Here is a 13,786-nt window from a genome sequence, read left to right on the forward strand (position 1 = left end):
GCTGCGTTGCAGTGTCACGCGTCGCTGGTCATGTGAACGGTGCACTGTGCCAATGACCGCGTGCAGCGTTAAGCTGCGGCCTCTTCACTACAGGGATGTAGCACGATGATCGCAGGACGTGGTTGGCTGTTGATGGTGGCGCTTGCAACGGCAAGTGGCGCTGCACACGCGCAGGACGTACCCAGTGCCGAGGCACAGGCGCGGATCCTGGATCTGCTGCAGCAGCAGTCGCTGTATCGCGACCGCGTGGACTGGTCCAAGGCCCGCGCGGAGTTGGCGGCCGCGCGTGACCCGGCGCAGACGCGGCGGTTGCTGGACGATGTGATCCAGCGCAGCAGTGGCGGGCACGGGCGTTGGATATCGGCCAACCAGCAGCGCACGCAGTCGCAGCGCGCGCAGGCCACTCAAACCGCGATGGGTGCTGCGACCCCGCAGACAGATGACGCCCGCAGCGGACCGACAGCGCGTCTGGGGTGGATCAAGGTGGGCGCCTACATGGACGACAGAACGCAGTCGCAGGATATGCAGAAGCAGGCGCGCAAGCAGGCGGCCGTCGCGCTGCAGGCGCGCATCCAGGCGCAGGATGATGGTACTCGCTGTGGCTGGGTGGTCGACCTGCGCGGCAACAGTGGCGGCAACATGTGGCCGATGCTGTTGGGCATGGGCCCGTTGCTGGGCGATGCCAAGGGCGCTGATCCGGTGGGCATGTTCCTGCTGGCCGACAAACGCCAGCCGTGGGCGTACCGCGAGGGTGCGGTCTGGCTGGACGGCAAGGCGGTGGTCGGATCGCGCAACACGCAGTACACACTGCGCCACCCGGGCGCCCCGGTGGCCGTCCTGTTCGGGCCGCGCACTGCAAGTTCCGGCGAGGCATCGGTACTGGCCTTCCGCGGCCGGGCAGCGTCGCGCAGCTTCGGCCAGCCCAGTGCGGGCTATTCCACCGCCAATACCCCGCAGCGTCTGCCCGATGGCAGTCTGCTGTTGTTGACCGGCAGTGTGATCGCCGACCGCAACGGCGTCGGCGATGGCAACCGCCTGCAGCCCGACGTGATTGTGGCCGAGGGGCAGGATGCAACGACGGCCGCGCAGGCGTGGCTGTTGGCGCAACCGGCCTGCAAGCTGCCCTGAAAGGTCGTCGCCCCGGTCTGGCGTGTTGCTATTGGTGGCATTACCCGCGGGGGGGAAGTACGCTTTCCCGATGCGAACCAAGCCCAATGCACAGCCCAACCAGAGCCTGATCGACGGCATCGCCACCCTGCAGGCGCTGGCCTCGTCCCCCGAGCCGGTCGGCTGCCGTGAACTGGCCCGGCAGCTTGACGCCAACCCCACCCGGGTCAACCGGCTGCTCAAGACCTTGGCCTACCTTGGTATTGCGCGGCAGACCGCCGACCGCAAGTACACCGCCGGCCCGGGCATGCACGTGCTGGCCGCGCAGAGCCTGTTTGCCTCCGGGTTGATCCGGCGCGCGCTGCCGGTGCTGGAACACCTGCGCCGGTTCGGCCACACGGTGGCGCTGGGGGTGCTCTGGAACGACAGCGTGAGCTACCTGTTCCATGCCCCGCCGGGCATCGAGGCGGCACGCGGACTGGGCCGCATCGGGCTGCTGCCCGCCACCACCAGCGGCATCGGCATCGCGCTGCTGGCCCAGCTGGGCGACGAGGACGTGCGCGAGCTGTATGCCGACCGGCCGATTCCCATGTTCCCCGAGGGCATCGAGCAACTGCTGGCCACCCTGGCCATTACCCGTGCGCAGGGCCACGCGCGCGTGCATGTGGCCGACGAACGTGACCACCACATCGTGGCCATCGCGATGGGCGATCCGGTGCATGCCGGCATTGCCATGTCCGGCTGGATCCCGGAAGCGGCCACCGAGGAACTGGTGGCGGCGCTGCGCGCGGCGGCGGCGGAAATCGGCTGAGCGATTGCCGCAGTGCGGTTTGACATGTTGCTACAATAGCAATACGTTGCAGCCTTCCGATGGGGAGGCATCAGCGATGTCCAAGCGTGCAGGCGGGTGAGCGGGACCGGGAAAACCAAATGGGTGCTGCTGGCGCTGCTGTTCTTCTCGACCGTCATCAACTACCTGGACCGGCAGGCGCTGTCGATCCTGGCGACGACCATCCAGGCCGACCTGAAGATGACCGACCTGGAATATGCGCGCGTAGTGCAGGTGTTCCTGTTCGCCTACGCGGCCGCCTATGTCATGGCGGGGCGGGTCACCGATTGGCTTGGCGCGCGCGTGGCACTGCTGCTGTTCGTGGGCTGGTGGTCGCTGGCCAACATCGCCACCGGGTTCGTGCGCAGTGCGGTGGAGCTGGGCGCGGCCCGCTTCGCGCTGGGCCTGGGCGAGCCGGGCAACTACACGGTGGGCACCAAAGTGGTGTCCGAACAGTTTCCCGCGCCGCAACGCGGGCTGGCACTGGGGCTGTACACGGCCGGCGCGATGATCGGCGCCACGCTGGCGCCGCCGCTGATTGGTGGCATCGCGCTGACCTACGGCTGGCGCAGTGCGTTCTGGATCACCGGCGTGGCCGGACTGCTGTGGATGCTGGCGTGGTGGTGGGCCTATCCGCGCAAGGCGCAGGTGCCGGCTGCAACGCCGCAGGCCGAGGCCGCCGCTGCAGCCGAGGCCAGCGCGACCCCGGGACTGGAAACGCCGGTGCCGGTTGCGCCGCCCACCTCGATGAAAGGCGTGTGGGGGCGGCTGGCGCGCGACCGTACCGTTTGGGCACTGGTGGCGTCGCGCGCGGTTGCCGATCCGGTCTGGTACTTCTACCTGTTCTGGTTCCCCAAATACCTGGGCGATGCACGCGGCATGAGCCTGGCGATGATCGCGTCGGTGGCGTGGATCGTGTACGTGGCCGCTGATATCGGCAGCGTGGGCGGCGGGCTGATTTCCGGCCGGCTGGTGAAGCGCGGCATGCACCCGGTGCGTGCGCGCCTGACCACCATGATGGGCGCGGCGTGCCTGGCACCGGTCGGGCTGTTCGTGGCGATGCATCCCCCGATTCCGCTGCTGCTGGCGCTGGCCTGCGTGGTGACCTTCGCCCACCTTACCTACCAGATCAACCTGACCACGATGACCGTGGACCTGTTCCCGTCGCGCTACATCGCCTCGGTCGCCGGCCTGGTCGGCTGCGGCAGCGCGCTGGGCGGCATGGTGTCGGCGCAGGTGGTGGGGCACCTGGTGGCCGACGGCAACTTCGATCGCGCCTTCGTGCTGATGGCCTTCCTGCATCCTATCGCGGTGCTGTTGGCGTGGACCGCGTTGAAGCAGGCGCGCCTCTCGAAGATGACCTTGATCGGCCCGCAGGCTGCGGCGGTTGGGGCCGGCTGAGAAACGCCGCGCGTCCCGCCAATGAAGCGCGCGCGGATCATGGCCGCGTCGCCACGCGACCAGCAAACGAAACGCCACCGCACGTAGCGCCGGGCTCTGCCCGGCTGCCTTCATCAGCCCATGCCAGAAAAAGGTTCTTCGCCCTTACGCTCGCGACCGGCCGGATCGGAGACGCCAGCCGATCCAAACGGCGCTTGCACATCCGGCCATCCGCGTAGCGTCGTGCGCACTCTGCGACGGCCGTTGGAACAAGACGCTCCCCTCAAAGGGGCGAAGAACCAAAAAGGAGCGCCTGCGAACAGCAGCCGGGCAGAGCCCGGCACTACGCTACCGCTTCGGTGTGGTGCCAGAAACGGGCGTTCGGCACCGCGCCCAGGCCGGGGCCGCTGGGCAGACGATAGCCGTCGTGCGCGTAGGCCATGTCGGTGTCAAGCATCTCCACCGAACGCGAGAAGATCGAGTGCTGCCACTCGTGCCGCCACAGCCCGTCGATCACCGCCGATGCATGCAGGCTGGCGGCCATGAAGATGCCGCCGCCAATGGTCGCGTGCGGTGCAACCTGCACGCCACGGCGCGCTGCCAGCCTGGCGATGCGCAGGAACTGGGTGATGCCGGTGTGGCCCATCTCCGGTTGCACGTACGCCAGCGTGCCGCCGTCCAGCCGCAGGCGTGCCACGTAGTCGGTGGGCCACTCTTCGCCTGCCGCCACCGGGATCGGACTGTCGGCCCCGAGGGCGATCAGACCCGCCACGTCCTCCGGCTTCAACGGCGCTTCGATGAAGGTCAGTCGACTGGGCAGAAGCTCGTGCGCCAGTGCGAGGGCCTGGGCATGGTCGAACTTCCAGTGCAGGTCGACCATCAGCTGCACCTGCTCGCCCAGCGCGGCACGCAGCGCGGCCATTTCCTCGGCGATGCCGTCGTGGCTGACCACGGCATGCACCTTGAACGCGTCATGCCCCTGTGCGGCAAACGTGCGGGCCATGGCCACCTTCTCGTCCACGGTGGCCGCCGGCAGTCCGGACACATAGCCGGCAATGCTGTCGCGTTGGCGCGTGCCGAGCAGCGACCACAGCGGTTGCCCCGCCGCACGTGCGCGCAGGTCCCAGAGGGCGATGTCCAGCGCAGCCAGCGCGTCGGTATGGAAACCGCTGCCGCAGCCGCGCACGCGCATCAACCCGTACAGGTCATCCCAGATCGTTTCCACGTCCTGCGGATCGCGACCCACCAGTTCCGGGGCCAGCAGGTCATTGATGATCTCGCAGGTGGCACGCGGTGCGCAGATGCCATAGGTTTCGCCCCAGCCCACCGCGCCATCGGCGGTGGTGACCCGTACCAGCACCGAGCGGTCCACGGTGGGGTACAGCGTGCCGTTGCCGCGGCGTACCAGATAGCCCCGCGCGTTGACCCGTTCGCCCGCGCCGAGCGGACCCAGGTACGGCGTGGTGCGTGGCACGGTGAGGATGAAGGTCTCGACCTTGCTGACAACGCTCATGCGGAATGTCTCGTGGCCTGGCCGGGAACGGTATCCATCGGCAGCAGGTCGCCGATGCGGTCCAGCAGGATAGTCAGTTCCTGCTGGTCATGCCGGTCCAGCGACGGGCCCGGCGCGCGCACGTGGTCGCTGCCGATCAGGCCACGCCGCAGCAGGATCGCCTTGGTCAGGCGCCAGCGGAACACCGCCTGCATGCTCAGCAGGGGCAGGGTGCGTTCGAACAGGTCGCGCGCGCGGTCGCGGTCGCCGTCGGCCCAGGCGGCCAACATCGCCACATGCACTTCAGTGATCTCACAGGCCGGCATCGTGCCCACCGCACCGCGTGCCAGTTCGTCCAGCACGTAGCGCGCTCCGGCACCGCCGAACACCGCCTGCACGCTGTCGCCGGCACGTTCGGACAATGCGGTGATGCGATGGCCCGACGGCATGGTTTCCTCCTTGACGTAGGCGATGGCCGGCACCTGCGCGGTCAGTGCCACCACCTCGTCCACGCCCAGCCCCACGCCCATCGGGGCGGGCGCGTTCTGCAACATCACCGCCACGCCCGACTCGCTGCCCAGCCGGGCAAAGAACGCCGCCATCGCCGCGGCATCGCCGGCCAGCGCATGCGGGGTCAACACCATCGCCGCCTCGGCCCCGGCCTCGCCACCGGCACGCGCCAGCCGCACCGCATCCTCCAGCGTCTTCGCGCTGGCGCCGACGATGAAGGGCACCCGGCCGCGGTTCCAGCGCCCGATGCACGCGGTCAGGTGCAACCGCTCCTCCAACGACAGCATGTCGTACTCGCTGGCCAGGCCCGGGAACACCACGCCGGCCGCACCCGCGGCCAGGATGTACTCGAATACCGCCTCGGTGCCGCGTTCATCGAGGGCGCCGTGCGCGTCGAAGATCGTGGGGAGGATGGGGAAGACACCTTGCAGAACGGCCATTGCGCCGGGTCCTTGTTGAACTGTGTGTGCCGTGGATAGCAACACTATGGAAGGGAGGTTCCCGTACATGCCGCAAAGGAACCATCATTTTTCGCTGCATTGCAGCGTGCGCGGCCAAAACATATTGCTATATTAGCTACACGCTGCCAAGCCGCAGCGCAGCAGCAATGACGGAAAAGCGCTGGATCCAGCCGGCAGTCCGGTCTGGGTCCCTACCTTGGGAGAGGGTCCGATCCATGCATCGTTTTCGACGTTCCACCTTGTTCATCGCCCTGGGCACCTGCCTGCTGGCGCCCGTGCTGGCAACGGCGCAGGACGCCCCGGCCCCCTCAACCACCGAACAGCAGGCGCAGACCCTGGACGCGGTCAGCGTCGTGGGCATCCGTGGCAGCCTGGAAGCCTCGCGGGATCTCAAACGTGACTCGGCGCAGATCGTCGACGCGATCGTGGCCGACGACATCGGCAAACTGCCCGACACCAACGTGGCCGAGTCACTCGGGCGCGTGGCCGGCGTGCAGCTCGAGCGCGGCATGGGCGAGGGCAGCGACATCCTGGTGCGCGGGCTAAAAGAAAACGTGCTGCTCTACAACGGCCGCCAGATCGTCGACGCCACCGGGCGCGGCGGCAACGGCCTGGACCAGTTGGCCACCTCCACCTACGGCCTGCTCTCGCTGGTGCCTTCCGAGCTGATCTCGCGTCTGGAGGTGACCAAGCTGGCTGGCGCCGACCAGCTCTCCGGTGGGCTGGGCGGCATCGTGGACATCCACACCCGCCAGCCGTTGTCCGGCGACAGCGACCAGAACGTAGTGAGCCTGGCCGGCACCTACGATGAAATGTCCGATGCCTGGGGGCACAACGCGTTCGGGCTGATCTCACGGCGCAGCGACGACCGTCGCTTCGGTGCGCTGCTGTCGGCCACCTACGGTCGCCGCAACGTGGTGCAGCAGGGCCTGGACACCTTCTCCGGGTATGCCCGCTATACCGACCCCGCCGACCCTACCCGCACCCGCTTCGGCAGCACCGACATGCGTGCGCAGAACATCGACGATGACCGCACCAAGGTCGGCGTCAGCGCGGTGCTGCAATGGCGGCCGACCGATGGGGTGGAGCTCACCTGGGATACGTTCTATTCGCGCCAGAAGGCCGAGCGTGACCGCTACTGGATCGCCTTCAATCCCTCGGCGGGGTTGAGCAATGCGGTCTACTCCGACCACGACATCCTGCTGGCGGGGCGCTCCACCGGCACGGTGCTGCTCAATGCCGAATCGGCTGATATCGATTCGGACACGCTGTCCACCGCGCTGCGTGCGGGCTTCCGGGTCGGCGATCGCCTGGATGGTTCGGCCGAGTTGGACTGGGGCCGCTCCACCGCCAACTACAACCAGCGCTATATGCGCCTGGCGCCAATGGCCGGGCGCAGTTCGGTCACCGACTTCGACCTGCGCAGCGGCAGCTTCGGCAGCTTCAACGTCAGCGGCATCGACCTGACCGATCCATCGCAGTGGCGCATGACCATCATGTTCGACAACGACTGGCGCGCACAGACCGATTCGCGCGCGCTGCGCACCGACTGGAGCCTGGCCTTCGGCGATGGCCCGTTGCGCTCGCTGGACTTCGGTGCACGCTTCAGCCGCCTGGAAAGCCTGCAGGATCCGCGCCGCGCGGATATCCGGCCGGTTGGCGGGGTGCCGGTCACGCAGATGGCGCCGTACATCCGCGTGTACAGCAACAACGACTTCCTGCCGGGCGAGTTCAGTGGTCTGCCGCGTGCCTACCTCGGGCCGTTCCGCAGCACCTTCGGGGGCTGTGAAAGCTTCACCACGCTGCCGCAGATCTCACAGAACGCGCAGTGCCTGGACCCGCGCAACAACGCGCTGGCCTACGCGGCCACCTTCAGCGTCGACGAGGATTTCCTGGAGGCCTACACTAAGCTCAACTGGGACACCGACGTGGCCGGCATGCCGCTGGGCGGCAACCTGGGCGTGCGCTTCGTCGGCCGCGACCTGACCTCGCGCGGCAACCTGATCAGCGGCAGCGGCGCATTGAGCCCCTCGCTGTTCGAGCGCGACGATCGCGAGGTGCTGCCCTCGGCGGTGGCCAAGCTGCAGATCACTGACAGCCTGATACTGCGCGGCGGCGCGGCCAAGGTGGTGGCCTTCCCCAACACCGAAGACCTCAACAACGGCGTCACCCTCAACAACAACGCGGTGTTCGACAGCAACGGTGTGCAGACCTCGCCGGGCACCGGCAGCGGCGGCGCCCCGGACCTGGATCCGTTCAAGGCCACCCAGTACGACCTGTCGCTGGAGTGGTACTACGGCGGCCAGGGGCTGCTGTCGGCCGGACTGTTCTACAAGGATGTCTCCACCTTCATTGTCCAGCGCCAGAGCGCGGAGACCTACAACAACGTCAACTACCTGGTGCTGCGCAAGATCAACGGCGACAAGGCCAAGGTAAAAGGCGTGGAGCTGTTGGCGCAGGTGCCCTTCAGCGGCATGTTCGACGGCTTCGGGGTGGTCGCCACTTACACGTGGATCGATTCGGAAACGCCGATCACCGACATCAACGGCAGCGCGTTGACCTTCCCGGGCCTGTCCAAGAACAACGCCAACCTGATCGGCTACTACGAGAACGGTCCGTTCGGCATCCGCGTGGCCTACAACTGGCGTGACGAATACCTGGTCGGCCTGTCGGCCGCGTCCACCGGCATCTACAACGACACCTACAAGGATCTGTCGGCATCGATGAGCTACGATTTCAGCGACCGCCTGTCCCTGAAGGTGGAAGGCAACAACCTGTTGGACAGCGAGCAGCGCACCTTCGATGGCTATGCCGAAGGGCTGCGCACCAACGTGGTATTCGGCCGGTCCTACAAGGCCAGCCTGACCTACCGGTTCTGAGCATGGATCTTCTGGAAGGAAAGGGCAGGGCATGAGCGATACGGCAATGCACGGGCGCGTGGCGCTGGTGACCGGCGCGGCCAGTGGCATCGGCGCGGCGGTGGTGGCGCGGTTGCGTGCAGACGGCGCCACGGTGGCCACGCTGGACCAGGTGGCCAGCGACGGCGGGCAGGCCAGCGCGATCGCCGACCTGCGGTCGGCCGAGGCGGTCACCGCCGCGATCGGGCAGCTGCGTGCTGCGGTGGGTCCGTTTGATGCCCTGGTGCATTGCGCCGGCATCTGCCCGGCCGGTGGCACCCTGGCACACGACGATGCGGTGTGGCTGGATGTGTACTCGGTCAACGTGCTGGGCGCGCTGCGGGTGATCCGGCAGGTGGTGCCGGACATGCGCGGTCGCGATGGCAGCATCGTGCTGGTGTCGTCGATCAACGCCCGCTTCGCCACGCCCGGATTGGCGGCCTACGCGGCCTCCAAGGCCGCACTGGAGGAACTGGCGCGCACCGCCGCGCTGGAGTTTGCGGCCGATGGCATCCGGGTCAATACCATCGCCCCGGCGTCGGTGGATACGCCGATGTTGCAGGCCTCGTTCGCACGCGCCGCCGACCCGGCTGGCGCCCGCCACGCCAACGTGCAGCGACATCCGCTGGGGCGCCTGGGCACGCCGGCCGATGCGGCCGAGCTGGCGCTGTTCCTTGCGTCACCGCGCAGCAGCTGGATCACCGGCGCGGTGTTTCCCCTGGACGGTGGCGCAGGAGTGACCCGGCAATGAGTGAGGCAGCCACGCCGTACATCATCGGCATCAACTGGGGCAGCACCAATTTCCGCGCGTTCCGCATCGGCCACGACGGCCAGGTGACCGGCGCGATCGAACAGCCGCGCGGCATTGCGGGGCTGGAGCGGGCACAGATGCAGGCGCTGCTGGAGGATGTGGTGGCGCAGTGGCCGCAGGCCACGCGCATCTACGCCAGCGGCATGGTGGGCTCCAACATCGGCTGGAGCGATGCGGGCTATGTGGAATGTCCGGCCACGCTGGACGCGTTGGCCGGCCAACTGCACCCGGTCCAGATAGGGGCGCATGCCGTGGCGATCGTGCCCGGCCTGGCCTGTCGGCGGCCGGATGGCGCGCCGGACATCATGCGCGGCGAGGAAACCGAATTGCTCGGCCTGGTCGCCGCCGGTGCGGTGCCCGACACCGGCGTGGTCGCGCTGCCGGGCACGCACAGCAAATGGGTGCAGCTGGAGGGCGGCACGGTGGTGGCCTTCATGACCGCGATGTCCGGTGAAATATTCGATCGCCTCACCGCCGCCGGCCTGCTTGCCTCGGTGGTCGATGGGCCGGCGCACGACGGGGCGGCCTTCATCGATGGCCTGCATGCCGCGCACGACGGCGGCATGGGCTTGGGTACGTTGCTGTTTGGTGCGCGGGCGAAGGTGATCCGCGGCGACCTGCCGCGGCGTGATGGCGCGGCCTATCTGCGCGGGCTGCTGATCGGCGCCGAGCTGTCCGATGTGCGCCGGCAGTGGCCAAAGGCCCTGCACGCCGTGCCGCTGGTGGGGGCCGCCCCGGTTTGCGCGTTGTATGCACGCGCATTGGTCGAACTGGGCGGCGGCAGCCGCTCCATTGCCTCGCAGGACGCCTCCACCCGCGGCTTCCTTGCATTGCATCAGGCAGCCGGAGCGTTGGCATGAACGACGAACACGCAGAAACATTCGACGCCGCGCTGGCGCGTACCGGCATCATCGCGATCCTGCGCGGCCTGCCCGGTGACGAGGCGATCGCGGTGGTCGAGGCGCTGTACGCCGCCGGCGTGCGGCTGGCCGAAGTGCCGTTGAACTCACCGGACCCGCTGCGCACCATCCGCACCCTGGTGGCACATTTCCAGGGGCGCATGCTGATCGGTGCGGGCACGGTGGTCAGCACCGCAGCGGTCGAGCAGTTGGCCGCCACCGGCTGCGCCTTCTGCGTGGCCCCCAACACCGATGCAGCGGTGATCGCCGCGTCGATCGCGCACGGCATGGTACCGGTGCCGGGGTTTGCCACGGCCTCCGAAGCCTTCGCCGCAATCGCCGCCGGTGCGCGCCATCTGAAGGCGTTCCCGGCCAACGGTGCGCAGCCGCGCCTGCAGGCGTTGTCGGCGGTGTTGCCGGGCGGGGTTACCTTGATCGCCGTCGGCGGCGTCGCTCCCGCGCAGGTTGCTGAGTTCCGCGAGGCCGGGGTAAGCGCCTTCGGCGTGGGCACCGACCTGTACCGGCCCGGCCGCAGTGCCGAGGCGGTGGGGGAGCGTGCCTCCCGCTGGATGCACGCCGTGCAGGCGGCGGCACCGGCGCGCGCTACCCTGGTGTGCGACGCGCGCACCACCGTGGGCGAATCGCCCGTGTTCGGTGCCGACGGTGTCCTGCGATGGGTCGATCCGACTGCGCCCTGCCTGTTGCGTTGGGACGGGACCCAGTGCGAACGGGTGCCGCTGTCCGAGCCGGTCTGGTCGCTGGCCATGGCCGACGGCACGCTGGTGGGCAACGGCGAGACGCACTTTGTCGCGTTTGCACCCGACGGGCCGCTGCAGGCGGGCCCGGAAGTGGACGTGGGCGCAGGGTGCCGGCTCAATGATCTGGTCACCGACAGCCGCGGCGGGTTGTGGGGCGGGTCGATGCATCGAGGCCTGCTCACTGGACGCGGCGCACTGTTCCATGCGCCGGCCGTGGATGCGCCGGCGCGGCGCGTGGCCGACGGCCTGGGCGTGGCCAACGGCATGGCGTTCTCGGCTGACGAAACCACCCTGTTCGTGATCGACACCTTGGCCCGCACCCTGCTCGCCTACCCGGCCGATGTGGTGGCAGGCACGTTGGGCGAGCCGAAGGTGGTCACCGATTTCCTGGGCGTGCCGGGCAAGCCCGACGGCATGGCGATGGCGCGCGATGGCCACCTGTGGGTGGCGATGTGGGGCGGCCATTCGGTGGTGGAGTTGGCCGCCAACGGCGCCGTCCTGCGCACGCTCGCGGTACCGGCGCCGCACGTGGGCAGCCTGTGCTTCGCGCCCGACGGACGGCTGTTCATCACCACCGCGCGTGCACGACTGGGCGAGCAGGCGTTGGCGCAGTGGCCCGGTTCCGGCGGATTGTTCGCGGTCCAGCCGTGAGCCTGCAGCGGCCTGCCGGGCCGGTCGGCGTGCTGCTGATTGCGTTTTTTGCGGTGGCGGCGACCCACGCAGCGCCAGCCCTGCTGGACGCGCCGTTCACCGACCACATGGTGGTGCAGCGCGACCGCCCGATTGCCGTATGGGGCGCGGCGGCACCGGGCGCACGGGTGGACCTGCAGCTGGCCGGGCATGCGCAACGCGTGCGCGCCGATCGCAGCGGCCGCTGGCAGGCGACCCTGCCCGCGTTGCCGGCCGGCGGCCCGCATGTGTTGAACGTGGCCTCGCAGGGGCGGCAGCAGCGCGTGGATGACGTGCTCATCGGTGACGTGTGGCTGTGCAGTGGCCAATCCAACATGGCCCTGCCGGTGGAGCGCACGCTGGATGCCCGCGCCGAACTGGCGGCGGCCACCCACGATCGCATCCGCCTGCTGCAGATTCCGGCCCAGGACAGCGCGGTGCCGACGCAGCGCTTCGCCGATGCACCGCAGTGGCAGGCCGCCACGCCCGACACCGTGCGGGGGTTTTCGGCCACGTGTTACTACTTTGCGCGCGCGCTTCAACGCGACGTGGATGTGCCGATGGGGCTGGTCAATGCGTCGTGGAACGGGTCGCGCATCGAGGCCTGGACACGCGCCGATGCGCTGCGCCGGGTCGATGGGCAGGCGCCGGCCCTGGCCGTGCTGGACCAGTACGCGCAGGACCCGGCGGCGGCACTGGTGGCCTGGGGTGCGCAGTGGGAACAGGCCTGGCAGCGCGATAGTGCCGATAGGCGCCAGCCATGGCGCGTTGACGATACCGGTCCCTGGCAGAGGGCGTCCCCCACGACGGCGTGGGTTGCGCCGGCACTGGCCGACCACCTTGGCATGGGCTGGTACCGCACCACGCTGCAGCTCGACGCCGCGCAGGCCGGGCAGCCCAGCGTGCTGGAGTTGGGGCGGATCGACGAACTGGACACCACCTGGATCAACGGTCGCATCGTGGGCAGCAGCTTCGGTGCCGGGCTGGCGCGACGCTATGTGCTGCCGGCCGGCACGCTGCACGCCGGTGCGAACACGCTGGTGGTCAACGTGCTCAACACGTATCGCGAAGGAGGCCTGCCGGCGGAGCCGCGCGCACTGCGGTTGGCTGACAGGTCAAGCCTGCCGCTTGCCGGCCCGTGGGACTACCAGACAGTACCGGCAGCCCAGCGCATGCCACCGACCGCGCCGTGGCTGTCGTCGTGGGGCATGGGCACCCTCCACAACGGCATGGTGTCGCCGCTGGCCGGGTATGGCCTGCGGGGCGCGCTGTGGTACCAGGGGGAATCCAATACGTTCGAGGCTGGGGCCTATGCCGCGAAATTGGCCGCCTATCGTGCCAGCCTGCGCGCCAGCTTCGGCAGCGCGCTGCCGCTGCTGGTAGTGCAGCTGTCCGGCTTCGGCCCGGCGCCGCTGCAACCAGAGGCCAGCGACTGGGCGCAACTGCGGGAGGCGCAGCGCAGGGTCGTGGCGACCGATCCGCACGCGGCGCTGGTGGTGGCGCTGGATATCGGCGAGCACGACGACCTGCACCCGGCCAACAAGCAGGCAGTTGGGCAACGCCTGGCGCGTGCCGCGCTTCATCTGGCCTACGCCGATCCTGCGCCAGCGTCCGGGCCGGTGCCGGTGCAGGCACGCCGCGATGGCAACGGCGTGCGTGTTGCCTTTGCCGACATCGAGAGCGGACTGGTCGCTCACGGAGGACTGTCGCCGGTCGGTTTTGAACTCTGCGGGGATACCCAGGCCAGCTGCCGCTACGCGCAGGCGCATATAGACGGCAACGACGTGGTGCTTGAGGCCGACGGCGCAGGGCAGGCTACCCGGGTCCGGTATGGATGGGCGGGCAGCCCGGTCATTACGCTCTACGACCGCAACGGCTTGCCCGCCGGGCCGTTCGAGGTGCCCATCCGGTAGCGCCCGCGTTGCATATGGCCTTGAGAAGATAACCCTCTTTGATGTGCTCGAACGGTTTCT

10 protein-coding genes are annotated in these 13,786 nt (G+C 68.8%); 8 read left to right on the forward strand and 2 right to left on the reverse strand.

All coding sequences use genetic code 11. The features are described from left to right. The first annotated feature begins 105 nt into the window (after nt 1–105). From ABE483_RS10430 to ABE483_RS10440, 3 genes are all read left to right on the forward strand, one after another. Entirely contained in the window at nt 106–1,128 is a 1,023-nt protein-coding gene (locus tag ABE483_RS10430; protein WP_346481628.1) for a S41 family peptidase, read from the forward strand. A gap of 70 nt (nt 1,129–1,198) precedes the next feature. After that, complete coding sequence (locus ABE483_RS10435) at nt 1,199–1,918, forward strand: helix-turn-helix domain-containing protein (RefSeq protein ID WP_137190365.1); 720 nt, start codon at nt 1,199–1,201, stop codon at nt 1,916–1,918. Between the two features lie 123 nt (nt 1,919–2,041). Then, the gene (locus tag ABE483_RS10440) at nt 2,042–3,337 is read left to right on the forward strand and encodes an MFS transporter (RefSeq protein WP_346481629.1); all 1,296 of its coding nucleotides are present in this window, start codon (nt 2,042–2,044) and stop codon (nt 3,335–3,337) included. 322 nt (nt 3,338–3,659) lie between these two features. Here the strand turns inward: ABE483_RS10440 and ABE483_RS10445 are convergent, their stop codons facing one another. Both ABE483_RS10445 and ABE483_RS10450 read right to left on the reverse strand, forming a co-directional pair. Beyond that, on the reverse strand, nt 3,660–4,829 hold the full coding sequence (locus ABE483_RS10445; RefSeq protein WP_313219586.1) for a mandelate racemase/muconate lactonizing enzyme family protein: 1,170 nt from the start codon (nt 4,827–4,829) through the stop codon (nt 3,660–3,662). Next, nucleotides 4,826–5,758: a dihydrodipicolinate synthase family protein gene (locus ABE483_RS10450; protein WP_102789407.1), complete on the reverse strand. Its 933-nt coding sequence runs from the start codon at nt 5,756–5,758 to the stop codon at nt 4,826–4,828. The genes ABE483_RS10445 and ABE483_RS10450 overlap by 4 nt, the downstream gene beginning before the upstream one ends. Nucleotides 5,759–5,994: 236 nt before the next feature. Between ABE483_RS10450 and ABE483_RS10455 the strand changes: the two genes are divergently transcribed. The 5 genes from ABE483_RS10455 to ABE483_RS10475 are packed head-to-tail and all read left to right on the forward strand — an operon-like array spanning nt 5,995 to nt 13,726. After that, nucleotides 5,995–8,658: a TonB-dependent receptor gene (locus ABE483_RS10455; RefSeq protein WP_313211624.1), complete on the forward strand. Its 2,664-nt coding sequence runs from the start codon at nt 5,995–5,997 to the stop codon at nt 8,656–8,658. 31 nt (nt 8,659–8,689) lie between these two features. Continuing rightward, a complete protein-coding gene (locus tag ABE483_RS10460; protein WP_206663131.1) occupies nt 8,690–9,427 on the forward strand; it encodes an SDR family oxidoreductase in 738 nt (245 codons plus the stop codon). Further along, nucleotides 9,424–10,347, forward strand: a complete 924-nt coding sequence (locus tag ABE483_RS10465; RefSeq protein WP_313219588.1) for a 2-dehydro-3-deoxygalactonokinase — start codon at nt 9,424–9,426, stop codon at nt 10,345–10,347. The genes ABE483_RS10460 and ABE483_RS10465 overlap by 4 nt, the downstream gene beginning before the upstream one ends. Next, nucleotides 10,344–11,795 (forward strand): 2-dehydro-3-deoxy-6-phosphogalactonate aldolase, encoded by a 1,452-nt coding sequence (locus ABE483_RS10470; protein ID WP_346481630.1) that lies wholly within the window; start codon nt 10,344–10,346, stop codon nt 11,793–11,795. The genes ABE483_RS10465 and ABE483_RS10470 overlap by 4 nt, the downstream gene beginning before the upstream one ends. Then, nucleotides 11,792–13,726 carry a sialate O-acetylesterase gene (locus tag ABE483_RS10475; RefSeq protein ID WP_346481631.1) on the forward strand — a complete coding sequence of 645 codons (1,935 nt, stop codon included), beginning with the start codon at nt 11,792–11,794 and terminating at the stop codon, nt 13,724–13,726. The genes ABE483_RS10470 and ABE483_RS10475 overlap by 4 nt, the downstream gene beginning before the upstream one ends. Nucleotides 13,727–13,786: the final 60 nt, after the last annotated feature.

Origin of the sequence: Stenotrophomonas sp. TWI602 (assembly GCF_039674045.1) — a bacterium.
Taxonomy (GTDB): Bacteria; Pseudomonadota; Gammaproteobacteria; order Xanthomonadales; family Xanthomonadaceae; genus Stenotrophomonas.